Genomic DNA, 24,304 nt, shown 5'->3' with positions numbered 1-24,304 from the left:
ATACTGCGTTCAAGGGCCGGTTGCATGCGAACCGAACATGCAGGGCGTGCGGGGTTGCTCCGCGGTGACCGGATTACACTACGCATCCAGCCGCGCCGATTGCCGGTGCCAATTGATCACCGCGTCGGCACCTGTGCTTCAACGCCCAATGCAACTGGGAATTTGGCACTTCCGAATGCTCACACACAGAGCGAGGTCACCATCTGCTCCCGAGTTCCAGTTACCTGCCCTACCCAGCCTTTCCTGCTACAACTCTGGACAGACTGTCAAGTGCCACGGAATCCTCCTCAAAATATGTCGAATGTGCCCCAAATGGATTCAGATGGAGGTCCTTGTTGGCGTCAAGTTCGGTGAAGCTGTTATCGTCGGCAGGGTCATCCCCATGAATCATGAGCGTATCGCCAACATATGTCACCGGGTCTTCTCTGTTTTTCAACACGAAGTTGTGTCCGTCAGGAACGTTGAGGTCATAGCCCGGCTGTGTTCCGGGTGATCCAAACGCAGCGTAGTCATCAACTACACCAGGTCGAACCTCAGTCAGGCCATAACTCGACGTCGTCGAACCGTACAAATGACCGAGCAGCGATTGGTGGACATCATCCAACCCCGCATGCCGGGAATCCTCGATCCCCTCCAAAAACGGCGCTAAGGCCGCACCGCCAGCCTCTGCCCGTTCAGGAAGCGCAGCTGATGCAACAGCGGGGGCGCATCGTAGCCGATCCATGCAACCCCTGCGACGCTCTCGCCATTGCCCGCCACTTATTCCGAATGTTGCTTCAGCCGTTCCATATCGCCCACCATCGACTCAATGTCTTTTGCAACAGTCGTCGTCATTCCCGGAACATAAGTCGTGACGTTGTCGGCTGTGTCGACATCGCCGACGGCGATTGCCGCATGAGTCATCGTATGCCCTGGTTCATCAGTTCGCGACTCGTAGAGAAGTAGTTGCGTATCTCCGTTCGCACCATCGAGTGCATTTCGAATGGCCTCGATGTCCGTCTTCCGGTGATGGAGGTCACTCCACCTTTGCATCTTCTCCGAGTCTCCCGGCGCCATAGGTTCCTCGTTGAGGCCAGTCGCGCGACGGTCGGGAAATGTAGCGAATCGCTTGTCAAGCTCCTCCAACTCTTCTTCGATCACCCGATAGTCTTCCTCAAATGCCCGCCGATTCGCTTTGTCACGAGTTGCCGCGTCAATCCCATCGAGGTTTCCGAGCCGACGATAGTATTTGTCGAACATCGCGTTGCGCTCCGCCTCAGTAAGGGAATTCCACCATGCAGCGACCTGCTCCGTCGAGGCGTTTTCAGGTGGCGCATCCGGTACGCCAGGCGTATCGTCAAGTGCCTCAACTTCACTGACCTCACCACTGGCAATCTTAGCCAGGGCCTGCTGATAGGTTCGGTCGACCTCATCTGTCTTTGACATTGCGGCGTCAACCGCCATACGCGTGTTTTCCAGTGCGGCATTGTGTTCGTCGGCAAGTTCCCTCGCCTCTGGGTTGGCATGTATTCCGACATCGTACGGGTGAGGATCAATGACCTCGCCACTCTCGCTGATGGAGAAATTCCAATAGCCGGCCCAGGACAGTGCCTCGTTGAGAGCCAGTTCAACTTCGCCGACGCCGTCCTGAGCTGTAGAAGTCGCCATAATGAGATCACCGATATTGGCGAGAAGGTACTCGCATGAGGCTTCAATCTGGTTCAGGCGATCCTGAGCCGCTTCAGCTCCGGCTCCTCGCCAACCTGTAGACACATCGGTCTGCGAGATGTAGTCTCCGACTGCCATGCCACGCTTCCGCGCAGAGATCAGCATGTCCAAGAAACCGTCAAGGCTAGACGCCTTCCACTTCGCGATCTGTGCCCATGTCACCATCAGCGGCCTGCCTCCCTGTCAATCGCTGAGAAATCGAGGTTGGTCCTGTAGTCAGGGAATAGCCCTCCTTCGCCACAGTCAGGGCGGATGAGAACTCGCTCAGTACATTTCGAAGTCGGGTACCCAGGGCGTCCACTGCCTCCGTCGCGGACTCAACTGTCGATGCAGCAACAGATCCTTCCATCGCTTCTTCAACACTGTTCGTTTCTGCGGTCACCCTGATTCCATCTGCTTCATCGCTTGCTGATTCTGCGCTACGGGCGGCCGCTTCCAGGCTGGCCACCTCTACGTATACTTCGGACACCTGCAACTCCCGTGGCTGAGTGAGTACTGTCACTCCCACGATACGAGTTGCCGTCCACAAGTACAAGGCCTAATCAACCCGATACCTACGCCCGGCCGTCTCTTCCCACCCAGCTATCTGTCGGAGGCGCCCGCTAGGCTTAGAGCAACGAAGAAAGGATTGTTATGTGGAGCGAGAGCCCGATTATCGGCTTTGACACGGAGACAACCGGAGTGCGGCCGGAAGAGTCGCGGCTGGTGACATGTTCGCTCGTCACCATCACCACCGAAGGCGTTACAAGACGCTACTGGCTGGCGGATCCCGGCGTCGAGATTCCGGAGTCCGCAACCCAGGTCCACGGCATCACCACCGAGCAGGCCCGCACCGAGGGGCGCCCTGCGGAGGAAGTCCTTGCCGAAATTGCAGACACCCTCGCCGCACACATGGAACAGGAATGGCCGATTGTCGCCTTCAATGCGGTCTACGACCTCACGCTTCTCGAAGCCGAGCTGAGCCGCCACAGCATCCCCACGCTAGCCGAACGCCTGGGCGGGATTATCTACCCCGTCGTCGATCCGTACCTGCTGGATCGGAGCGTTGATCGTTACCGCAAGGGCAAGCGTCGCTTGGAAGATCTATGCCGCCACTACCATGTGTGGAACGACGACGACTTCCACAACGCCGAAGCTGACGTGATGGCCACTCTGCGCCTGCTGGGCGCCATGCTGCGCGCCTACCCGGAGCTCGCCGAACAGCCACTCATTGATATTCAAGAACAAGAGGAACAGGCATACGCCGAGTTCATCACCTTCTTGAACAAACGAGCACAGCAGGAAGAGAGGCCACCAGCAACGGAAAGCGTGGAATGGCCCGTCGCCCATGCAGTGTGAACGGTTTCGCTGCCTTCACCGGAAGGCGCATCAGTGTCGGTCTGCGCGATTCTCGGTTCCCTCGAGCGTGAGTTGCCTCAAGTGTCAGTTCGCGCGGCCCGCATAGTTCGGAGCCTCGACGGTCATTTGCACGTCGTGCGGATGCGACTCACGAAGTCCAGCTGACGTCATACGAACGAAACGCCCTCGCTCCTTCAACTCGGGAACCGTCCGCGCACCCGAATAGAACATCGTCTGGTGCAAACCGCCGACTAGTTCATAGAGCACCGAACTCAGCGATCCCCGATAAGGTACCTGGCCCTCAATACCCTCCGGAATGATCTTGTCATCAGAGGTGACATCGCTTTGGAAGTAGCGATCCTTCGAATAGGAACGCTTGCCACGCGAGGACATCGCTCCCAAAGACCCCATACCCCGGTAATGCTTGAACTGCTTGCCGTTGACGAACACCAGTTCGCCAGGCGTTTCTTCACACCCCGCCAGCAGAGATCCCAGCATGACCGTGTCCGCTCCTGCTACCAAGGCCTTCCCAATGTCTCCCGAGTACTGCAGTCCGCCGTCGGCAATCAAAGGAACGCCCGCCGGTCCGCACGCTTTTGCCGCCTCAACAATTGCGGTCACCTGCGGCATACCGACCCCGGCAACAACCCTGGTGGTACAGATTGATCCCGGACCAATGCCGACCTTGACCGCGTCGACCCCCGCGTCGATCAACGCCTGAGCACCCGACTGGGTGGCGATATTGCCGCCGATAATCTGCACGCCGTCAAACCCGGAGTCGGAACGCAAGCGGCGAATCATGTCGAGCGCCAGCTTTGCCTCACCATTGGCCGAATCAATGACAAGAATGTCCACATCCGCCTCAGCAAGTGCGCACGCACGCTCCCACGAGTCCGCCAAATAACCAACGCCCGCTCCCACGATCAACCGGCCGTCCGAGTCTTTCGAAGCATTCGGGTACTGCTGGGTCTTGACGAAGTCCTTCACCGTGATCAACCCGGACAAGCGGCCATGTTCGTCGACTAACGGCAGCTTCTCGATCTTGTGCTGGGCCAAAAGCCTCGCCGCCTCGTCACGTTCCACACCCTGCGGCGCGGTCACCAGTGGCATGGGCGTCATCGTCTCGCGCACCGTCCGGGTGGCGAAGTCCTCTTCCGGGATAAAACGAAGATCTCGGTTGGTTATGATTCCAAGCAACCTGCGGTCGTCGTCCACAACGGGCAGCCCTGACACCCGATACTTTCCGCACAGTTCGTCGAGTTGTGAAATCGTCGCGTCGGGTCCGACGGTCACCGGGTCCTGGACCATGCCAGACTCAGATCGTTTGACGACGCTGACCTGCGCGGCTTGGTCCTCGATGGAGAGATTGCGGTGAATAATGCCGATTCCGCCTTGCCGGGCCATGGCAATCGCCATACGCGACTCGGTAACTGTATCCATGGCGGCGGATATCAAGGGCGTCTTCAAAGTGATTCTGCGGGTGAGCCGACTGGTGGTGTCGACTTCGGAGGGGATGACATCTGTTGCTTGGGGAACCAGCAGAACATCATCGTATGTGAGACCAAGGAACTCAAACGGGTCACGAGTGCTCATGCCGCCATACTACGCAGCACCCTCTCCTACCCACTAGCCAGTCTCAGATCCGATGCATCCACAGCATCTCTCCTATAAGGCGCGAATTGCCGCGTACTGCATGCGGGTTCCGCCAGAGACGGCCTGGCGAACGGTTCCCGGTTCAAGGCGGGCATTGCCATCTACTGCATACGGGTTCCGCCAGAGAAGCAAAGTACCGACCTCGCGAACGGCCAGAACTGCTGAATGTCACCCTCACCATATAGCAGACCGAATGGCCGCCCTCGCCGCGGGCGGCGAGGATCGCCACAATACCGCATGGGGATCGACGGTGCCCTGCGCCATGTTCAACCCCACCGGCCAGGATCACCACACACCGCATGAAGAGTACACCCCAGCCCAGACCTCACCGCCGCTTAGCGTCACCGCAGCTTCGCTACCCTTTGGCCGCCCAGCGAAGATTCACCCACCAAACTGCCCGCATGGCGCGAGATTTTCAGGGAGAATTGATCACACGGGCACTTGCCGCCCTACTAACCGATTGGAGAATCATGGACGATTCACACATTGTTGATCCGGCGAGTGTAGGCGTTAGCGCTGATCGCCTCGCTCGCATTGATACGCTCGTCGCCAAACATATCGACGAGAATGCATACCAAGGCATGGTGGTCCTCATGGCCCGCCACGGCAGAATCTGCTACTTCAAGGCGTTTGGAAAGGCTGACGAAGGCGTGCCCATGGCAACCGACTCGATCTTCCGCCTCGCCTCCATGTCGAAAATCCCAACCGCCGTTGCAGTGATGCAACTGTGGGAAAAGGGACTACTCGACCTCCAGGAACCCATTGCAAACTACCTGCCCGAGTTCGGGCACCCGCACGTCGCCGTCGTCGAAAAAGATCTCAGTTACCGGTTGGTTCCAGCAACAAAACCGATCACCTTCCACCACCTGCTGTCCATGACCGCGGGACTAACTAACTCCTGGTGGGATGAACGCTTCGATCTTCCCGTCTATCACGTGGTACCGAAGATCTACGGTCAGCTTGGAGTACGGGACGACATGAATGCTCCCGATACAACTCTTGAGGAGAACATCAAGCGCGTCGCACAAGCTCCGCTAATCGCTGAGCCTGGCGAGATGTTTGATTATTCCAACTCGTCTGTGGATACCCTGGCCCGGCTAGTAGAAGTCATTTCCGGTCAGGACTTTGATTCGTATCTGCGCCAGAACATTTTCGCCCCGCTCGGCATGGATGAAACCTGGTTCTTCATCCCCGAAGACCAGAAGCATCGCTTGGCAGAATGCTACTGGCCTGGCAGAGACGAACGGCAGTATGAGAATGTACAAGTCGGCCCGTACAAGCTTGGCCCCGAGGGCGCGCATTCGCCCTACCGAACATACTTCTCTGGCGCAGCCGGCCTGCATGGCACAACCCATGACTACTACAAGCTGGCTCAGATGCTTCTCAACCGCGGCGAATTCAATGGCGTGCGAATCCTCTCGCCCACTGCAGTCGACATGATGACCACCAACCAGATCGGCGAGAAGTACTGGTGGCAGGGCTTCAAGAATAAGTGGGGATACCAGTTGGAGATTCAAGAGGGCATCGGTGCACCCGATGGATCGCCGGCCTTCTTAGGCGGACCCGGCGCGTACTCGTGGCAGGGCTATTTCTCCACCAAGTTCGTCAACAACCCGGCAAAGGACACCGTTATCCTCACGATGACCGCTTCCGACGCCGACGGCGCACTGCCGCACAACCTTCGCCTCATCGCGGTAGCCACAGCTGCCGTTGTTGACTAGACCTTGAGAGACCACCTGTGCCGACGGGCCGGAGACGGATCCATCGACAACCGCGAGCGCTCCACAGTCACTCGCTTGTCTCCCCTGCCGTGGCGGAGACTGACCCGTCAACAACCGCGAGTACTCCTGGGCGACAGTGCGTGCCAAGGCAGCCACAAGGACAGCGGCGCACCGGCAAGCAAAGCGCGCGGACGCCTATGCGGGTACTAACCTACCGGTTGCAAGGCCGGGTGATAAGTACATTCTTGGTACCGGCCTGCGCGGGTACTAAGCTGACGGCCCGCGCGGCACTCCCAGGGCCCCGACGCCGCAGCGGCCGTGCGCGCTCTACGCTACCGGCCCGCACGGGCACTAACCTACCGGCCCGCATGGCAGTCACCGGTTAGTAGGGTGAGTCGCGAGGCAGTGTTGACACATTCCCCGCCCAGGCGGACGCGCAGTCTCCCTTGGCGGTTCTCACGGCTGGCACGCGAGGCGGCGTTGACACGTTCCCTGCCAATGCCGACGGCTCCAGCCCACCGCGTGGGAGTCTCTGTGGTCGAGAATCGAGGAATGATGTCCAAATCCCGTCCAAACGACGGATAAGTTGATTGGATCAATTTAAGAAATGGCGGAATCATGCGGATTCCGCAACTCGACTCAACCGGCAGACTCTCGTTTGGACGGGATTTGGACATCCGCTACCGTCTGACCACACTCATCTGCGGTCCGTCTCGCCATGCTTGGACGCTACCATGCGCCGAAGAACCGTCGGACCACACTCATCTCCCAATCCGTCTGGCCTTAAACACGACTTAGCACAGAAGACACCGCGCACACGGCTTGATACAAGGTCGGGACGGCCAAATGCAAAGGTCGGGACGGCCAAATGCAAAGGTCGGGACGACCCTAGGACCGTCCCGACCTTTATCAGCAGTCTTACTTCTCGACGACCGCCAGCACGTCGCGCGAGGACAGGATGATGTACTCATCCGCACCGTACTTGATCTCGGTACCGCCGTACTTGGAGTAAATGACCACGTCACCCTCCTTGACGTCAACCGGAACACGGTTGCCCTTGTCGTCAATGCGTCCCGGCCCAACGGCAAGGACCTTCCCCTCCTGCGGCTTCTCCTTGGCCGTGTCCGGAAGGACAAGGCCGGAGGCCGTGGTGGTTTCTGCTTCCAGCTGCTGGATCACGATGCGATCCTCAAGCGGTTTGATGGAGACCGACACTGCGGATCCCCTTTCTTCTTCAACTCGTGCTTTGGTTATGAAGCACCTGGCCGCGGGACCCGCCGTCGCGGGGGCCGGGCCCGAACCGGGCACAAGCCGTAGTTAGAACTACGTCCGTAAGAAGGTTATGCCGAAGTTAGCACTCGGTCAAGGCGAGTGCCAGACTTGTCGCAATCAACACCCCGTAGGACCGCTGCCCGCCCAAACTTAGCGCGACGCAATCCGGACACATCACGTGCGCGAATCCGCGCACATAGCCGCGCGTACCCAGGCGCACGCTTCTCCCCGCACACCCCGCCTGATGAGCGCATCCCTCGCCTTTCTTCATCCCATGAGATCTGGCACAGTGATCGTCAGCGCGGAGCGAGCACACCACGCACACGCCTATCTCATTGCTCTCTGCGATCCGCCAGCGCCAATTGGCACGTTTGCGATCCACCCCGCATCCGCAGCGGTCAACGCCTGCGATCCGCCAGCGCCAATTGGCACGTTTGCGATCCACCCCGCATCCGCAGCGGTCAACGCCTGCGATCCGCCAGCGCCAATTGGCACGTTGTGCCCCTCCCTCCCCGCACATCTCCCCTGCGCTCATGCGACAATGCTGCCCGTGGATGTTTCCGAGGTCACCGCGCTGCTCAGCCCGGAAGGCCGAGCCCTGTTAGAGTCACTGCCCCCTTACCGCGGCGACGACGCACTCGCCCTCGCCGGTCGTCTGCGCCGCGAGGGCCACGCGCCCGAACTCGTCGCCGTTGTTTTGACGCAGGCACGCCTGCGCCAACGTGCACGAGCCAAGTTCGGTAATCTTGCCGAAACCCTATTCTTCACGCAGGCCGGCTATGAGCAGTCAAGCCGGTGGAGCGTCGCCCAAACACACGCCGCGCAATTCGCACGTGCTGGGGCACGGCATGTCGTTGACATCGGCTGCGGGATAGGAGCGGATTCCCTCGCCTTTTGTGATGCCGACCTGCAAGTCACGGCAATCGAATCCGATCCCGCCACCGCACTTATTGCCCGGGCAAATCTTCCCGCCGCCACGGTGCTGTGCGAAGACGGTGTGACCGCAATGGTTCCAGACACCGACGCGGTGTGGTTAGACCCGGCACGCCGCACATCGACCGGCAGGCGCATAAAGGATCCACAGAGCTGGTCACCCACTTACGGGCAGGCGCTTGACATTGCTGCCTCCTACCGCTACTCCGGCATCAAGGTCGCTCCCGGCATTCCACACAGTATCCTCCCCGCGCAGGCACACGTGGTCTGGACCAGTGAAGGCGGTGAATTACTGGAGGCAGTCGTGTGGCAAGGCACAGGAACGCCCGGACGCTACGCCGTCGTCGACGGAGTCACTTTCAACTCCGGTGCCACATCTGCCGACGAACCGGTTATCCCTTCCGAACCTTCCGCCCTCGGTCCGCTACTTCTTGAGCCGAACGCCGCGCTTATCCGCGCCGGCGCAATCGCGCGATTGTGCAGCACATACGACGTCGCCCCAGTATCCGACGGAATCGCCTACCTGACCGGCGAGAAGCCACTGCCCGGATGTGATTCTTTTGCGATCCGGGAAGTTCTCCGCAATGATGCCAAGGACATCAAGCGGGCGCTGGACGCCCACGGAATCGGAGCGCTGGAGATTAAGAAACGCGGCACCGACACCGACGTCGAGCTGTTACGGAAGAGAATCGGCAAGCACACCGGACGCCCCGGCGTACTCATCCTCACCCCGGTTCTGGGACGCCACCGCGCAATCCTGGCCGAGCGTGTTCTCGGCGAAGGCAGCTAGTAACTGCAGCTAGTGGGTGGCTCCACCTATCGGAGGAAGCCGTGTTCGGTTGGCCAGTTGAACACATTCGCGGTGCGGCACGTTGAGGGTGGACCTCGTTAGGCACGTTCATATAAGACGTTCCGGTACAGCATGCTAGGGGCGTACCCGTGCCTGCGCGGCATCCTGCGGGCGTACTCATTGCAGGCGTACCCGTGTGGCCTGTTCCTTGAGCGACCCGTGCGGCCTTCCCGTGAGCGATGCACCTGGTGCGGCACGCTGCAGGTGCGCCCTGCGCAGCATATTCGTTGAAGATGTGGTCGGTGGGGCATCTGTGGGGCACACGGAAGGCGCGTCCGCGCATGGTGAGCAGGACGATTTCACAGGAATTGGAAGTCTTCCCGGTCGCATGTTGCACCGTGTACACCGTGGCTCGGCCAGTGGAGGTCGCCGCAGGCCAAGGCTCCGTCTTACACGCCTAAGAGCTTCATCTTTCACGCCTAAGATCCCGGCTCCGGCTACATTCGTATCTTATTGAGATCCATGGCCGTCTCAACCGTGATGTCCAAAGATGATGGTTCCACCCCATTGCGTACCAGCTCCCAACCCAGGGCTGCGATCATTGCACCATTATCGGTGCAATAACGAATCGGCGGCACACGCACCGCGATGCCATACTTCTCGGCGCGCTCCGCCGCCAGCTCCCGCAGACGAGAGTTGGCCGAGAAACCGCCGCCAATCACCAGGGTGTCGCAATCATTGACTTGGCAAGCTGCCATTGCCTTCTCTACCAGTACATCGGCTACCGCCTCGGAAAATCCGGCTGCGATATCGGCCTTAGGCAGTTCCTCGCCGCGCGCCTCAAGGTCTTCCACATAGCGGGCGACGGCCGTCTTCAGCCCGGAGAACGAAAAATCGTAGGGGTGACGGGCCTTGTCCTTGCCCCGGGAAAGGCCGCGTGGGAAGCGAATGGCTGTCCGGTCCCCCTCACGCGCCAAGCGGTCGATATGCGGACCTCCCGGATAGGGCAGACCGAGCAATCGCCCCACCTTGTCAAAAGCCTCACCGGCGGCGTCGTCGAGTGTTCCTCCCAGTTCCACCACGTCGGTAGCAATATTCGCGACCCGCAACAACGAGGTATGGCCCCCAGAAACCACCAAGCCAATGAATCGCTCCGGGAACGGCCCCTCGACCAATTCGTCCACGCACAGATGTCCAATAATGTGGTTGACGCCGTATAGCGGTTTCCCCAGCGAAAGCGCCAACGCCTTGGCAGCGGACACTCCCACAGTCAAAGACCCGATCAGCCCCGGCCCGGCGGTCACCGCAATCGCATCAATATCATCGAGCGCTAAACCTGCCTCATCCAATGCAGCATCGAGCGTCGGGATCACCGTCTCCAAATGTGCCCGCGAGGCAATCTCCGGGATGATACCGCCGTAGCGCGCATATTCGTCCATGGACGTAGCGGTCACATCCGCCAGCAGCTCGCCGTCTCGTACGACGGCGACACCCGTTTCATCACACGACGTTTCAATGCCCAGCACGGTAGAACTACTCACGGTCTCCTAGTCTATAGGGCGGCCGTACAGTCTGCCCGGAAGAGCCTTTCGCCAGGGCTGACACATACCCGTATCCGAGAAGAGGGTCGCACAGTCTGCCCGGAAGAGCCTTTCGCCAGGGCTGGCCTGGACTGAAATCCCCTGTGGAAGCCACACGCCCTGCCCGGCAGCACCTTTCGCACTGTTGAAAAGCCCCCTGAGCCTACAGCGACGCCTCCGTAAGGCCGCTACACGGCATCGTCATCGCCTTGCCCAGGCTCGTATGATCCCGGTTAACCCGGGCGAAAAGCCACGGGCTCCACGCGGACCCCGTCCAACAGGACCCTGGCCAAGGACCAGGAAGGACATATTCCAAGAAGTGGAGGACGTTGCAAGAAGTGTAGGGATTTCCACGACACTTCTCGAAAATCCCTCCACTTCTCACCATCATCCCAAGGCCACCATTCCACCACACCCACAACACGGCGGAACAAAGGCATCATGCCTCACACCTGCCAATTCGGCGTCAAAAGACCACAGGCCCCACGGGAGCCAGCACACCGCATCGGCGCCCACCGCGCGCCCTAGCTCAGCCTCGCCAAGCAACAGGCCTGAGCAACAGGCCTCTGCAGCAGTCCCTAGCAACAGGCTCCGGTCCAGGAGAACCTAGACCAAGGCGCAGGAAAGACTCGCTCGAAAGAAGTGGAGGGTGTTTCAAGAAGTGTCGGTTATTTCCCGACACTTCTTGAAACACCCTCTATTTCTCGTTAATGCTCCGGTTCTCGTTGATACTCCGGCTCGCCTGCAGCGGGACGTTAATACTCCGGCTTATCTGCAGCGCGATTGACCAGCTCGGTACCGTGTAGCCGACTACCGGCCCTTTACGCCTACGCGCACCACCTACGCGCTGCGCCGTGCCGCTGTGTACCTACGCGCTGCGCTGGCGCGCCTTGTGATGCATTGAACGTATCAGCTCCCGGTTCAGTAGCGAGATCAGCTCGAAGGGAATCTCCTTCGGGCACACACTGGCGCAAGCGCCAGTGTTCGTGCAGCCGCCAAAGCCCTCTTCGTCCTGTTGAACCAGCATATTCACCACGCGGTCGCGCCGCTCCGGCTCGCCCTGCGGCAGGAGGCCGAGATGCATAACCTTCGCCGAGGTGAACAGCATCGCGGAGCCGTTCGGGCACGCTGCCGCGCAAGCGCCGCACCCGATGCAGGCCGCAGCTTCGAAGGCCCGATCCGCGTTGGCCTTGGGCACAAGCTGCGAATGGGCATCCGGTGCTGCACCGGTGTTCACCGAGATGTAACCGCCTGCCTGCACAATGCGATCCAAGGCGCTGCGATCAACCGCAAGATCCTTGATTACCGGAAAGGCCGCCACGCGCCACGGCTCGATGGTGATGGTATCGCCATCCTTGAAGCTGCGCATATGTAACTGGCAGGTCGTGGTGCGCTCCGGACCGTGTGGATCGCCATTGATGACGAGCCCACACATTCCACAAATGCCCTCGCGACAGTCCGAGTCGAACGCTACCGGTTCCTCACCGGCGGCGAAGAGCTCTTCGTTGAGAACGTCAAGCATCTCAAGGAAGGAGGCGTGATCATCAACGTTCTCCAGCGTGCGCTTCTCGAAATGACCGGGATCATCCGGGCCGTTCTGGCGCCAGTACTCCAAATTGATTCTCACTTGTAACTCCGCTGTGTCATGTGGACGAATTGATAGTTGAGGTCCTCCTTGTGGAGAACCGGGGGCTGCGACTCGCCGGTCCACTCCCAGGCCGCCACGTAGGCGAACCGGTCGTCATGCCGGAGAGCCTCGCCTTCAGGAGTCTGCGACTCAGCACGGAAGTGGCCGCCGCAAGATTCCTCGCGGTGCAAAGCATCAATACACATCAGCTCAGCCAGCTCGAAGAAGTCCGCTACTCGCCCGGCCTTCTCCAGCGAGTTATTCAGATCCTTCGCGCTGCCGGGAACCCGAGCATCCCTCCAGAATTGCTCGTGCAACTCGCGGATTTCGCCGACTGCCTTCCGCAGGCCTTCGGCCGTCCGCTCCATACCGCATCGCTCCCACATGATGGAGCCGAGCTTCTTATGGAAGTAATCCACTGAATGCGTTCCCTTCATGTTCATGAAGGTCCCGACGCGTTCCTCCACGTTCTGCCGTGCCTCAGCAACAGCAGGATCGGCCGCATCAAGGCTTTCGAACGGCGCATCGGCGAGGTAGTCGTTGATTGTATTGGGCAACACGAAGTACCCGTCCGCCAGGCCCTGCATCAATGCCGAGGCACCGAGCCGGTTGGCGCCGTGATCGGAGAAGTTCGCCTCGCCGGTCACGTACAGGCCCGGGATCGTCGACTCGAGATCGTAATCGACCCACAGGCCACCCATCGTGTAATGAACGGCCGGGTAGATACGCATCGGGACCTCGTACGGGTCGTCGTCGGTGATCCGCTTGTACATGTCAAACAGATTGCCGTACTTGGCGGAAACCGCCTCTCGCCCCATACGCTGGATGGCGTCCGCGAAATCGAGGTACACACCCCGCGCCACTCCGTCAATCTCCGGACCAACGCCGCGACCTTCATCGCACATATTCTTGGCCTGCCGGGAAGCGATATCGCGCGGCACCAGATTGCCGAAGGCCGGGTAGATGCGCTCCAGGTAGTAGTCGCGATCCTCCTCGGGAATATCGCGCGGATCCTTCTTGCAGTCCTCTTTCTTCTTCGGCACCCAGATGCGCCCATCGTTACGCAGCGACTCCGACATCAGGGTGAGTTTGGACTGGTAGTCACCGTGCTGTGGAATACAAGTCGGATGAATCTGCGTGTAGCACGGGTTGGCGAAGTAAGCACCCTTGCGGTGGGCACGCCAGATGGCCGAAGCATTGCAGCCCATCGCGTTCGTGGATAGGAAAAACACGTTACCGTATCCGCCGGTGGCTAGTACGACGGCGTCGGCAACAAAGGTCTCAATTTGGCCGCTGACCATATCACGAGTGACGATTCCGCGTGCTCGGCCGTCCTTGACGATGAGCTCCATCATCTCGTGGCGGTCATAGGCCTTGACCGTTCCGGCGGCAACCTGCCGCATCAACGCCTGGTAGGCGCCGATCAGCAACTGCTGACCCGTCTGGCCGCGCGCGTAGAAGGTACGCGATACCTGCACACCGCCGAAGGAGCGGTTGTCGAGGTATCCGCCGTATTCACGGGCGAAAGGAACTCCTTGCGCCACGCACTGGTCGATGATGTTAGCACTGACTTCCGCCAGCCGGTATACATTTGACTCACGAGCGCGATAGTCACCGCCCTTAATCGTGTCGTAGAAAAGCCGGTAGGTGGAATCGTTGTCGTTCTTGTAATTCTTCGCTGCGTTGATGCCGCCCTGCGCCGCAATCGAATGCGCGCGCCGAGCGGAATCCTGGTAGTAGAACACCTTGACCGGGTATCCCATTTCACCCAAAGATGCCGCAGCAGCCGCGCCGGCAAGCCCCGAGCCGACGACGATCACCGACATCTTGCGGCGGTTGGCCGGGTTGACGAGCCGCGCATTGAATTTACGCGTGTTCCACTTATCGGCAAGCGGGCCGTCGGGCGCCTTCGTATCGGCGATCGGCTCGCCCTCGGTGTACAGTCCCTGAATCAGTTCAGTCATGTCCATTCCTTAGGAAATCCATCCAACGAGGATGGCGGTTGGGGGAGCCATAAAACCAATGAGGAGTGCCAGCGCGCACGCCCAGGCAATGAGGTTGAAGGCAAATTCGCGCTGACGTGTATCCAATCCCAGTGTGGCCAGAGCCGAAAACACGCCATGGCGCACATGCAGGCACAAAGCGCACATCGCGATCAAGTAGATCAGCCAACACCACCACACGGAGAAACCGGCAACGACTCGCTCGTACGGCGAGACCATCGAGTAGTTTGCGCCGATATTTATCTTCAGTGCCGTGAACTGCAGGATATGGAAGATGATGAAGGCAAACAAGATCAGGCCGCCGTAACGCATCGTGCGTGACGCGTAGGTCAGACGCCGCTTCTTGCCCTTCGTGACCTTGTATTTGGCACCGCGCCCCTGCCGACCGCGCTGCCAGGTCTTATAAGCGGCGAAGACGTGGATGCACAACGCCAATAGCAGCACTACCCGCAGAATCCACACTCCACCCTTATGTGGAAGAATCGGGTACAACAGGTCTTCATGCAGCCACTCGGCGTAATGGTTGTACGCCTCCGCGCCCATGAACAGCTTCAAATTGCCGTACATGTGGAAAAGGACGAAAAGAACGAAGATGAGGCCGGTGACCGCCATGGCAACTTTCAACGCCACGGTTGTTTGCCGGCCGCGCTTCACAGGTAAAGATGACGTAGCCACGTCTTGATCGTAGCGAATTCTTCCGCCCTTACCGCACGTGTAGGAAATACGTCAAGAATCAGTGTCGTAATTCTCCGCGGGCTGAAGTAGGTTTTCTGGATCTCTCTCCGCCCTTCGTCCCTTATCGGCCCGCCATGCGGCATGATCTTCGTCACGACTACGTCGTTTCCGAGCCGCAAGCGTTTGTCTACCGCTCGGAATCCTTGCCCTTCACAGGTGGCAGCAACCTGGAACCGTTGTCACTTTCTTACGCATCCCAACGCATAATTAGTGCGTCGTCGTCGTGATAGTACTGCGGACGTCTGCCTACCGCCCTGAACCCCTGCTGTTCATAAAGGGCCTGCGCGCCACGGTCACGAGCTCGTACCTCAAGAAAGACGACGACCGCCCCCTGATCAAGCGCGATGTCTAGTAGTTCGCGCAACAGGCGTCGCGCCAAACCGCGGCGGCGCCATCGCGGATCTACACCAACAGTTAGCACTTCCGCCTCCGGCACGCCGGCAATCGCGCCGAGTGCTGCTATCTCCCCATTGGCCTCCACATAAGCCATATAGCGGCCCCGTTGCGCCAACTCGTAACGCCACACCGCCCGTGGCCAGGCGTCGCGGCCAAAGATCCTTTTGTCGAAGTCGACAACGCGGCTGAGATACTCCAGTCCCGGTTCGATTCGCTGCAACCCGGCCGACAAAGCATCTCCCGGGCCGAGGAGGTCGCCGTTTCCCGAACCGTCCTCCTGCCGCCCGATATTATCTGCCATGAGACTGCGGCACGCCGCCGTGAATATCGGGCCGCCGCAAATACTGCGGTTCCGCCCCCAGCTTCGCTTCCTCGCCCTGGTACAGGTACGCCAAGGCGACTCGCACCATGGCCACCGGTTCGCATTGCACAACGACGGCGTCCGGCAGCTCCCGCCATTCGCGCTGCACCGCAATGGTCGGTGCCGGTTCCAACGCCGACGGCGCCGCGATTGTCGGCCCCGACAGAACTTCCACATCATCGCCGGTGACGCGGGCACGCAGCGTGAACACCTCCCGCCTACGCGCGTCAATCACAGCCAACACCTCGCCATCGCCCGCGGCGGCCGCGAGAGACTCCAGCGAGGAGACGCCGTAGATCGGGACATTCCAGCCGCGGCTCAGTGCACGCCCCGTCATGAGGCCCGCGCGCAACCCGGTGAAGGCACCCGGTCCGGTGCCGACAATCACCATGTCTGGACGCATTACATCGCTTGCCTCCAGTAGACGCTGCACCATCGGAGTCAGCGTCTCCGCATGATGGCGAGCATCGGCGGAGATCTCACGTGCTAGTTCGGTCGGCCCGCTCTCGTCGCGGCGAACGACTCCCACCACCGAACGATCCGATGTATCAATCGTCAAAATATTCATACCGCTGCCCTGATTCATACCGCTTGCCTGCTCATTCATTCTCGTGTCCACTCATTCATTCTCGCGAACCGTTTCCTCGCTTATTGTGGCGATTCTTCCGCCATTACCGGGCGGTGTTGCTCGATCATGCGCTTGGCCTTCGCGCGCATTCCTCCTCCGACGACGCACGGCCAGCACCACCGTGACGGCTGCCAGCACCCCTACCACCACACCGAGATAGAGGACGATCCGTCGCGATCCGGCCTGTTCCTTCCCCGGCTCACTATCACCGGTGCCGGCGGCTGCCGACGTGCCGAATGACTCCCGTATCGTCTCGAAGTCGTCCTCGCCGACCGGCCCGGCAAGCACGGACCGAGCCACCGGGTCCAACGGAGATACCAGGCCATCTACCCGAAGGAACCATCCTCCCAGATCCTCCGCGCCCCCTAGTTCAGTGAAGACAACGATCCGTCCATCGCGCGGCATGGCCGCAACCGTGTCGGCGAAATACTCATCATTGGTAATAACCTCGGTGCCCGCGAAGTCCGTGGCAATCGTACCCACCGGCGTACCATCCAGCAGGATTGGCGCCACCTGATAACTCTCCTGCTCCACCGTCACCGGATCCCCAATTTTCAGGTCATCAATCCTGTTACTGGCCACACCCGGAAGGTCCCGGGACGCATTTTCACGCACGATGCTCTGCGCGGTTGAGGAGAACCAGTCACCGTCGATCGCCGTCGTCGGACTCCCCGCAAGCGCGACAGCAACTGCGATGCCGCTCAACAGCCGAACCACGAAGCCTCCTGCGCCTGCTCGCCACCAGCGCTCATCGGCACGGCGTCGCGGCTCATCCGTTCGCCCGGTCGCGCCCCGCTCAGTTGTGCAAGGAGTTGGTGCGAGCGAGGCCCGGACGCTTCGAAACCAACAGTGCGCGGCGTATCAACCTCCAGTGGATCGCCGCCGACCGCCCGGGCTATCGAAATCATCAGCCGATCCGGCGAAAGAACTTCAACCTTGCCCTCGCCCCACTCGACCACGGTGACGGACTCTTCCAGCGAGGCATCCAGATCAAGCGCATCAAGCTCCTCTAGGGAATTCAGCCGATAGGCGTCCACATGAACCAGATCAGGACCACCGCCTGCCGAATGGTGTACTTGTGCAATCACGAAGGTCGGGGAGACAACTCGCGCGCCGACACCCATACCGCGCGCGATCCCCTGGGTGAGAGTCGTTTTACCCGCGCCAAGCGGTCCGTTCAGCATGATGAGATCGCCGCCGTGCAGCAGACGCCCCACTCGTTCGCCCAGCTGGCGCATGTCGGCGGCTCGCGCAACGGTTAGTTCCAAAACATCTCCTCACTCGCATCGTTCACCCGTGCCATGATAGCGGCGCGGCACGCGAGCCCCAAGGCGCGTGACAACCTCATATCCAATGGTTCCGGTTGCGGCAGCCCAATCGTCCGCCGTCGGCAACCCCGCTGCGGCGTCGCCGAACAGGTACACGGTGGATCCGGCCTGCGCATGTTCCGGTATCGGCACAACGAACTGGTCCATGCACACCCGCCCGAGGATGCGCGTGCGTTCGCCCGCAACGACGAGCGGCGCGCTGTTAGACGCTTTTCGGTCAATGCCATCCCCGTAGCCCAGCGGTACCACGCCCAGTCGCATCGCCCGGTCGGTGTGTGCCGTATGCCCGTAGGAAATGCCCGTGCCAGCGGGAACCTGCCGATCCACCGTGAGTTGCGCTGATAAAGTCATAACGGCCCGCAGGCCCATGTCGTGTGCGCGTGCCACTTCCGGCTCGGGAGACAGGCCGTAAAGCACGATACCGGGCCGGACCATATCGTAACGGGTTGCGGGATGCCACAAAGCGCCGGCGGAAGCCGCAAGATGATGGATTTCAAAGACCACGCCGCCGCGCGCGGCAGCTGTACGTGCCTGCTCGAAACGCTCAATCTGCTGCTCGGTCACTCCGCAATCGGGCTCGTCCGCCCGCGCCAGGTGACTCCACAAACCAACCGGATCGAATAACTCCCCCGCGCCGCGAATACGCCGGGCCGCCTCTTCAACATTCTCAAGGTTGAAACCCCCGCGGGTCATCGCCGTATCGACCTTGAGATGAATACGCGCGGCGATGGCTGTTATTTTAGCTGCAGCCGCCAACTCATCGATGGCCCAGAAGGAGCCCACCGACACATCTATCCCGGCGCGCACGGCGTCGACCAGGGGAGCACCGGGGGCATATATCCACGCGAGAATGCGCGGCCCCGGCCCGATCTCCTCACGCAGCGCCAATGCTTCACCAAGCTGTGCCACCCCGAGGAAATCTGCTCCCGCCGCCAGAAATGCCCGCGCACATTGCGCTCGACCATGGCCGTATGCATCCGCCTTGACGACGGCCAGAATCTTCTGCCCGTCGATTGCGCTACGCACTTGGCGCAGGTTGCGGGCAGCAGCATCCAGATCAATATCGGCCACTGCCGGATAGTAGGGAATCATCACGCCTCCGCGAACGTCTCAGCTATTGCCGCCGGGATCGCCCGGACGATCTCGCCAGCACGAATCGGCCGCCCCACTCCGCCTGCGTCGGTTCCGGACGCGATAGCGGCAGCACGTGCATGGATAGCTGCGGCGGCCGCGGCAAGGCGTGCGGGATGGGCGGCCGCACGGCCCCACTGTGCCAAGAGGCCACCGAGCAGGCCGGCCTGCACATCGCCGGCACCAGCCGTTCCGCGCCACGCGGGCGCATTGGATTGCACGTACAGCGGACCGTCGGGCGAGCAGGCAACGTCGATGGCGCCTTTGAGATGCACGGTTGCTCCCGTCAGCGTCGCAGCGAGCCGGGCAGCGCGCGCCGGACCGGTTTCCACGTCATGCCGCGAGAGGTGCTCACCGCGTGCGGCCAGCAGAGCGACGAGTTCACCGGCGTGCGGTGTAAGAACCACGTTTTCTGGCAGGTCGGTGGTGTAGGCGAGGGAAATCGCTCCGGCATCGAGTACCACCGGGAGTTCCTCCGCCACGGCCTCATGCAGGCGTCGCGCCACTTCGGAGGCAGCGACCTCGTCGTCCATATCAATTCCGGAACCGAGGACCCAAGTCTGTACTCGTCCGGGCGCTGTCACCACCTCCGGGCAGCGCTGTACGACGACGCCCGCGAGCTCCCGCTGACCCACGTACCGCACCATTCCACACCCGGATGCCAATGCGGCATCCACCGAGAGCAGACCCGCTCCCGGATAGCGGGGGGAACCGGTCATCAGCCCGGCAACGCCGCGACTGTACTTGTGGGAATCGGCGTCCGGCACCCGCCACAGCCGTGCAATTTCCGGTGCTTCAAGCGTGATTGCCGCAGGTTCGGATGGCAGATGTGCTTCAAAGCCAAGTGGAACACGAATGATTCGCCCCACGTGGCGGCGCCCCGGATCAAGAAGCAGGCCTGGTTTCAGAGCACCCATGGTCACTGTGATATCCGCCGTGACCACTGGGCCGCTAACGGCGCCGTCGTCGCCACCCACCCCGGATGGCACATCTACTGCAACTGTCAGCTCTGTCCGCCGCTGCCCCAGCGCCTGTACAACGCCGGCCAGCGGTTCTCGCAGTGGTCCGCGTGCGCCAATGCCTACTAAACCGTCGATAACAACATCCGCCGATGGCAGCCCATCAACAACGCGAACGCCCGCCTGTTGCGCGGCCGCGAGGCCCTCTGGGTGAACGTGCGAGCTGGCAAGCAGAGCCATTACGGCCATGCCACGCCGGGCCAACCGCGCGCCCGCGTACAGTGCGTCTCCGCCATTGTTTCCGGCTCCTACCAGCAGCAGCACCCGAGTGCCGGGGATCCGGTTTCCACGCGAACGCCACTCCCGCAACGTTTCCGAGGCGAGCGCGGCGGCGGCTTGCTGCATGAGCGGTACGCCCGCCTCCAACAGTGGCGCCTCCGCCTCGCGGATGTCATCACACCGGTACGCCCGCTTCATGGCTCACTCCACGGTCACGGACTTCGCCAGGTTCCGCGGCTTGTCCACATCGTATCCCTTCACCCGTGCTAGCTCACAGGCGAAAATCTGCAGTGGCACGACGGTCACCAACGGCATCATCAGGGTTGGCGTGGTGCGCGGCACCCAGAAGACCTTCGACGCATGCGCCTCCACATCGGTGTCACCCTCTTCTGCTATGACGATGGTATTCGCGCCACGGGCGCGCACCTCCTGCAGATTCGAAATGACCTTGGAGTGCAGCAAGGGCCGCCGCGGCGTCGGTACGATCACAAAGACCGGCAGATCCTGTTCGATCAGCGCGATGGGACCGTGCTTCAACTCGCCAGCGGCGAAACCCTCGGCATGAATGTAAGCGAGTTCCTTAAGCTTCAGTGCACCTTCCAGAGCCACCGGGAATCCGACGTGCCTCCCGAGGAAGAGCACCGACGTGGTATCCGCCATCGAACGTGCCAGTTCACGAACCTCATCTTCCGCAGCGAGCACCTCCTGAATGCGCCCCGGCATCTTACCGAGCTCTTCCAAATAGGTAGCAACCTCGTCCACATACTTATTGCCACGCAGCTCCGCGAGGTAAAGGCCGAGTAGGTAGCAGGCGGTGATCTGAGCGATGAACGCTTTGGTGGAGGCGACGGCGACCTCGGGCCCGGCGTGTGTGTAAAGCACCGCATCCGATTCTCGGGCAATGGTGGAGCCGTGTGTGTTCACTATTGCCAGAACCTTCGACCCCTGCTCACGGGCATGCCGGATGGCCATGAGTGTGTCCATGGTCTCTCCGGATTGCGAGATGGCAACCACCAGTGTGCGCTCGTTGACAACCGGGTCGCGATAGCGGAACTCGTGCGCCAGTTCCACTTCGACCGGGATACGACACCAGTGCTCAATGGCGTATTTGGCCACGTGCCCGGCGTAGGCAGCGGTGCCACAGGCGACGACGATGATCTTGTCGATGGAGCGCAGAATCTCCTCGGGAATACGCATCTCGTCCAGCTGGAGATTGCCATCCGGAGTGGTGCGTCCGCGCAGGGTCTCTGCGACGGCGGTCGGCTCCTCGTGGATCTCCTTATCCATGAAGGTGTCGTACCCGCCTTTCACGGCCGCGTTGACATCCCAGTCAACCTCGAAGGGGTTACCGTGCGACGGCGTGCCGTCGAAGTCGATCACTTCGACGTTATCAGCCGTGATACGAACGATTTGGTCCTGCCCCAATTCCAGGGCGTGACGGGTCTGGCCGACAAAGGCCGCCACGTCGGAGCCAAGAAAATTCTCACCTTCCCCCATTCCGACAACCAGGGGCGAATTGCGCCGGGCAGCGACGATGGCGTCAGGATGCTCGGCATCCAAGGCCACCAGGGTGAAGGAGCCTTCCAGCCGGGCAGCCAGACGACGCATGGCCGCGAGAAGGTCGCCGTCCTTGGCAAGCTCCAGCGCGAGCTGATGCGCTGCGACCTCCGTATCGGTCTCGGATGTGCGCCGGATCCCCTGTTCCGTCAGTTCGGCGGCGAGCTGCTGGTAGTTCTCGATAATGCCGTTGTGTACCACTGCCACTCGAGCATCAAAACTGACATGCGGGTGGGCGTTCGTATCGGTTGGGCCGCCGTGCGTTGCCCAGCGCGTATGCCCAATGGCACTTCGCGCCGCGGCCAGCGGTGAGCCAGTCACAATCTCGCGGAGATTATCGAGGCGACCGGCGCGTTTGGCGATTTGCATCCCATCGGCGCCTGCCACGGCGACACCGGCGGAATCGTATCCGCGGTATTCGAGCCGAGCCAAACCTTCCAGAACAACCTCAAGAGGACGCGATGAGGATTCCTGGTGTCCCACATATCCGACGATTCCACACATACGGTCAGTCTAGCCCCGATGGCGCAACAATCCCTACCAAACTCACCTGCGTCGCCGCCGCGCTCGCGCGGGAGGGCTGAAGAAGTCGTCGCGCTCGCGGACGCTAGAATCGTCGCCGCCGCGCTCGCGCGGGAGGGCTTTCCGCGCCCATTGACCGTATTCGTTATACCGCGCGTTATACCCAGGGCAGGGTACGCCTATCGGCTTCACTTGCCGGGCCGATTGAGCCATCCGCCAGACCGCTTCCATCTGCCGGTCCGCTTCCCCAGCCATCCGCCTCACCGCCATACTCCAGCCCCAGATACCGGATTGGCAGGATCGTCAGGAATGTCAGGCGCAGGGATACTCGCCACAGGCATTTGTCGTTCACCTCGCCCTCACCTTGTACTGCGTCGTACACTACAAGCGATGAAAACGACGACGTCGCCCACGCATGTCCTGAGTTTTTCGCATGATGAGTGGGCCGCACTGGCACAGTCCACTCCCTTGCCGCTGACTCATTCCGATATTCGCCGACTCTCCGCCTTGGGAGACCCAATTGACCTGCACGAAGCAGACGCCGTCTATCGGCCCCTCTCCGCGCTGCTGCAGATGTACACGGCGGAAGTCGGCGCGCTGCACGGGAAAACATCCGCTTTCCTCGGCCTACAGGAAGAGCGGACGCCGTTCGTTATCGGGATCGCCGGGTCGGTGGCCGTCGGGAAATCGACTACAGCGCGGCTCCTGCAGGAGCTGCTACGTCGTTGGCCAGCTACTCCCAAGGTGGACCTCGTGACCACCGACGGCTTTCTTTTGCCCAATGTAGAGTTAGAACGGCGCGGCATAATGGATAAGAAGGGATTCCCGGAATCCTACGACCGCGCGGCGCTTATCGATTTCCTCAAAGCGGTGAAGGCGGGTGAGGCGCATGTACGGGCCCCCTTGTACGATCACGTCATTTACGACATCATCCCCGGTTCCTACCGGGAGGTTAATCACCCGGACATTCTGATTGTTGAAGGAGTGAACGTTCTGCATCCTCCTCGGCGCAGCCGTAGTACCGGCGAATTACTCGCGGTATCCGATTTCTTCGACCTATCCATCTACGTTGATGCCGACGCCGAGGATATCGAACGATGGTATATCGACCGCATTTTCAAGCTGCGTGACGTCGCCTTCAACCAGCCGGGAGCGTTCTTCCACCAATTCGCCGAGCTTCCCGACGACGAACTACGCGCCCGCGGTGAGGAGATCTGGCGAACCATCAATCTGCCGAATTTGCTGGAGAATATCGCCCCCACCCGCTCGCGCGCGGACATCATTCTGCGTAAGGGAGCCGACCACCTCATTGAAAGCGTGTACCTGCGCAAGCTGTAGTCGTCTCACGCGTCCGGGCTGGAAAGTTCGGCCCGGCAACGCACCCAAATCAGTAATCAACCCGCTTATTCGTCCGCGCCTTCCACATTCGGCCTCTACCGAGTCGCGAGATACTCATCCACCCACCCGAAACCACCGTCGCGCCGACCGTAACCACCGGCAAGAGTCCCGCGGCGGTTCTAGCAGCATGCTCATTCCAAACGTTTAGAAGGATGCTAGTGCCGCATAGACTGCACTCAAAAAACTCGCGTTGACGTGTTCGTCAGTTTCCTGGAAGTCTTGGGCTGCGCCTCGCAGCCCGGAAGCTAACTTCTCTAACCGGGCAATGCTGGCTTGACGCCCGTCCGATAATGCCGCACCGGCATCCATGGACTTGCTCGAGAGTTTCGCACTGGGCACAGCCGACCAGCTACCGATTAACGACGTAGAACCCGGCGTGTTACCGA

Annotated in this window: 22 protein-coding genes; 4 read left to right on the top strand and 18 right to left on the bottom strand. The window is 60.7% G+C overall.

What is annotated here, in order from left to right; all coding sequences use genetic code 11:
- Positions 1–229: 229 nt before the first annotated feature.
- The 3 genes from EKN07_RS00105 to EKN07_RS00095 are packed head-to-tail and all read right to left on the bottom strand — an operon-like array spanning position 230 to position 2,209.
- Positions 230–724 carry an alpha/beta hydrolase gene (locus EKN07_RS00105; protein ID WP_126145358.1) on the bottom strand — a complete coding sequence of 165 codons (495 nt, stop codon included), beginning with the start codon at positions 722–724 and terminating at the stop codon, positions 230–232.
- A 35-nt stretch (positions 725–759) separates the two neighbouring features.
- Complete coding sequence (locus EKN07_RS13080) at positions 760–1,872, bottom strand: alpha/beta hydrolase (RefSeq protein ID WP_108715281.1); 1,113 nt, start codon at positions 1,870–1,872, stop codon at positions 760–762.
- Positions 1,832–2,209, bottom strand: a complete 378-nt coding sequence (locus EKN07_RS00095; RefSeq protein WP_126145357.1) for a hypothetical protein — start codon at positions 2,207–2,209, stop codon at positions 1,832–1,834. The genes EKN07_RS13080 and EKN07_RS00095 overlap by 41 nt, the downstream gene beginning before the upstream one ends.
- Before the next feature lie 131 nt (positions 2,210–2,340).
- On the opposite strand from EKN07_RS00095, the gene EKN07_RS00090 reads away from it, so the two are divergent.
- Positions 2,341–3,045, top strand: a complete 705-nt coding sequence (locus EKN07_RS00090; protein ID WP_108715279.1) for an exonuclease domain-containing protein — start codon at positions 2,341–2,343, stop codon at positions 3,043–3,045.
- An 84-nt stretch (positions 3,046–3,129) separates the two neighbouring features.
- Here EKN07_RS00090 and guaB read toward each other — a convergent pair whose 3' ends face one another.
- Entirely contained in the window at positions 3,130–4,638 is a 1,509-nt protein-coding gene (gene guaB / locus EKN07_RS00085) for an IMP dehydrogenase (protein WP_108715278.1), read from the bottom strand.
- Between the two features lie 461 nt (positions 4,639–5,099).
- Here guaB and EKN07_RS00080 point away from each other — a divergent pair, with 461 nt between their 5' ends.
- Complete coding sequence (locus EKN07_RS00080) at positions 5,100–6,419, top strand: serine hydrolase domain-containing protein (protein ID WP_205647310.1); 1,320 nt, start codon at positions 5,100–5,102, stop codon at positions 6,417–6,419.
- Between the two features lie 918 nt (positions 6,420–7,337).
- Here EKN07_RS00080 and groES read toward each other — a convergent pair.
- Positions 7,338–7,634 carry a co-chaperone GroES gene (gene groES, locus EKN07_RS00075; protein ID WP_108715276.1) on the bottom strand — a complete coding sequence of 99 codons (297 nt, stop codon included), beginning with the start codon at positions 7,632–7,634 and terminating at the stop codon, positions 7,338–7,340.
- A 607-nt stretch (positions 7,635–8,241) separates the two neighbouring features.
- Here groES and EKN07_RS00070 point away from each other — a divergent pair.
- Positions 8,242–9,414 (top strand): class I SAM-dependent methyltransferase, encoded by a 1,173-nt coding sequence (locus tag EKN07_RS00070; RefSeq protein WP_126145356.1) that lies wholly within the window; start codon positions 8,242–8,244, stop codon positions 9,412–9,414.
- Between the two features lie 497 nt (positions 9,415–9,911).
- Here the strand turns inward: EKN07_RS00070 and tsaD are convergent, their stop codons facing one another.
- From tsaD to EKN07_RS00010, 12 genes are all read right to left on the bottom strand, one after another.
- Positions 9,912–10,955, bottom strand: coding sequence for a tRNA (adenosine(37)-N6)-threonylcarbamoyltransferase complex transferase subunit TsaD (gene tsaD / locus EKN07_RS00065; RefSeq protein ID WP_108715274.1), 1,044 nt, complete (start codon positions 10,953–10,955; stop codon positions 9,912–9,914).
- Between the two features lie 907 nt (positions 10,956–11,862).
- A complete protein-coding gene (locus EKN07_RS00060) occupies positions 11,863–12,621 on the bottom strand; it encodes a succinate dehydrogenase/fumarate reductase iron-sulfur subunit (RefSeq protein WP_108715273.1) in 759 nt (252 codons plus the stop codon).
- A complete protein-coding gene (locus tag EKN07_RS00055; RefSeq protein WP_108715272.1) occupies positions 12,618–14,585 on the bottom strand; it encodes a fumarate reductase/succinate dehydrogenase flavoprotein subunit in 1,968 nt (655 codons plus the stop codon). Before EKN07_RS00055 ends, EKN07_RS00060 begins: the two co-directional genes overlap by 4 nt.
- Before the next feature lie 9 nt (positions 14,586–14,594).
- On the bottom strand, positions 14,595–15,299 hold the full coding sequence (locus EKN07_RS00050) for a succinate dehydrogenase cytochrome b subunit (RefSeq protein ID WP_125482425.1): 705 nt from the start codon (positions 15,297–15,299) through the stop codon (positions 14,595–14,597).
- Positions 15,300–15,546: 247 nt separating this feature from the next.
- Positions 15,547–16,056 carry a ribosomal protein S18-alanine N-acetyltransferase gene (gene rimI, locus EKN07_RS00045; RefSeq protein ID WP_126145355.1) on the bottom strand — a complete coding sequence of 170 codons (510 nt, stop codon included), beginning with the start codon at positions 16,054–16,056 and terminating at the stop codon, positions 15,547–15,549.
- Positions 16,046–16,735: a tRNA (adenosine(37)-N6)-threonylcarbamoyltransferase complex dimerization subunit type 1 TsaB gene (gene tsaB / locus EKN07_RS00040; RefSeq protein WP_125482424.1), complete on the bottom strand. Its 690-nt coding sequence runs from the start codon at positions 16,733–16,735 to the stop codon at positions 16,046–16,048. Before tsaB ends, rimI begins: the two co-directional genes overlap by 11 nt.
- Positions 16,736–17,461, bottom strand: a complete 726-nt coding sequence (locus tag EKN07_RS00035; protein WP_126145354.1) for a hypothetical protein — start codon at positions 17,459–17,461, stop codon at positions 16,736–16,738. It abuts the gene before it with no gap.
- Entirely contained in the window at positions 17,446–17,982 is a 537-nt protein-coding gene (gene tsaE / locus EKN07_RS00030) for a tRNA (adenosine(37)-N6)-threonylcarbamoyltransferase complex ATPase subunit type 1 TsaE (protein ID WP_108716634.1), read from the bottom strand. The genes EKN07_RS00035 and tsaE overlap by 16 nt, the downstream gene beginning before the upstream one ends.
- A gap of 39 nt (positions 17,983–18,021) precedes the next feature.
- A complete protein-coding gene (gene alr / locus EKN07_RS00025) occupies positions 18,022–19,164 on the bottom strand; it encodes an alanine racemase (protein WP_108715267.1) in 1,143 nt (380 codons plus the stop codon).
- Entirely contained in the window at positions 19,164–20,639 is a 1,476-nt protein-coding gene (locus EKN07_RS00020; protein WP_108715266.1) for an NAD(P)H-hydrate epimerase, read from the bottom strand. Before EKN07_RS00020 ends, alr begins: the two co-directional genes overlap by 1 nt.
- Positions 20,640–20,642: 3 nt before the next feature.
- A complete protein-coding gene (gene glmS / locus EKN07_RS00015) occupies positions 20,643–22,502 on the bottom strand; it encodes a glutamine--fructose-6-phosphate transaminase (isomerizing) (RefSeq protein WP_108715265.1) in 1,860 nt (619 codons plus the stop codon).
- Between the two features lie 175 nt (positions 22,503–22,677).
- Positions 22,678–22,872 carry a hypothetical protein gene (locus tag EKN07_RS00010; protein WP_108715264.1) on the bottom strand — a complete coding sequence of 65 codons (195 nt, stop codon included), beginning with the start codon at positions 22,870–22,872 and terminating at the stop codon, positions 22,678–22,680.
- A gap of 38 nt (positions 22,873–22,910) precedes the next feature.
- Between EKN07_RS00010 and coaA the strand changes: the two genes are divergently transcribed.
- On the top strand, positions 22,911–23,858 hold the full coding sequence (gene coaA / locus EKN07_RS00005; RefSeq protein ID WP_108715263.1) for a type I pantothenate kinase: 948 nt from the start codon (positions 22,911–22,913) through the stop codon (positions 23,856–23,858).
- Positions 23,859–24,062: 204 nt separating this feature from the next.
- Here the strand turns inward: coaA and EKN07_RS12745 are convergent.
- Positions 24,063–24,304 (bottom strand): hypothetical protein (locus EKN07_RS12745; protein WP_206435633.1); only part of this gene is annotated, 242 nt, incomplete at its 5' end.

Origin of the sequence: Actinobaculum sp. 352 (assembly GCF_003957265.1) — a bacterium.
GTDB lineage: Bacteria > Actinomycetota > Actinomycetes > Actinomycetales > Actinomycetaceae > Asp313.
The sequence above is the reverse complement of the archived record's forward strand: the minus strand, read 5'-3'. Positions and strand labels throughout refer to the sequence as shown.

What these genes read in the sequence shown, in the direction of transcription:
- alr (WP_108715267.1), bottom strand. Translation starts at nt 19,164, where the DNA reads ATGATTCCCTACTATCCGGCAGTGGCCGATATTGATCTGGATGCTGCT.
- EKN07_RS00020 (WP_108715266.1), bottom strand. Translation starts at nt 20,639, where the DNA reads ATGAAGCGGGCGTACCGGTGTGATGACATCCGCGAGGCGGAGGCGCCA.
- rimI (WP_126145355.1), bottom strand. Translation starts at nt 16,056, where the DNA reads ATGGCAGATAATATCGGGCGGCAGGAGGACGGTTCGGGAAACGGCGAC.
- EKN07_RS00055 (WP_108715272.1), bottom strand. Translation starts at nt 14,585, where the DNA reads ATGACTGAACTGATTCAGGGACTGTACACCGAGGGCGAGCCGATCGCC.
- EKN07_RS00090 (WP_108715279.1), top strand. Translation starts at nt 2,341, where the DNA reads ATGTGGAGCGAGAGCCCGATTATCGGCTTTGACACGGAGACAACCGGA.
- coaA (WP_108715263.1), top strand. Translation starts at nt 22,911, where the DNA reads ATGAAAACGACGACGTCGCCCACGCATGTCCTGAGTTTTTCGCATGAT.
- EKN07_RS00080 (WP_205647310.1), top strand. Translation starts at nt 5,100, where the DNA reads ATGGCGCGAGATTTTCAGGGAGAATTGATCACACGGGCACTTGCCGCC.
- tsaE (WP_108716634.1), bottom strand. Translation starts at nt 17,982, where the DNA reads ATGCGCCAGCTGGGCGAACGAGTGGGGCGTCTGCTGCACGGCGGCGAT.
- guaB (WP_108715278.1), bottom strand. Translation starts at nt 4,638, where the DNA reads ATGAGCACTCGTGACCCGTTTGAGTTCCTTGGTCTCACATACGATGAT.
- EKN07_RS00105 (WP_126145358.1), bottom strand. Translation starts at nt 724, where the DNA reads ATGGATCGGCTACGATGCGCCCCCGCTGTTGCATCAGCTGCGCTTCCT.
- EKN07_RS13080 (WP_108715281.1), bottom strand. Translation starts at nt 1,872, where the DNA reads ATGGTGACATGGGCACAGATCGCGAAGTGGAAGGCGTCTAGCCTTGAC.
- glmS (WP_108715265.1), bottom strand. Translation starts at nt 22,502, where the DNA reads ATGTGTGGAATCGTCGGATATGTGGGACACCAGGAATCCTCATCGCGT.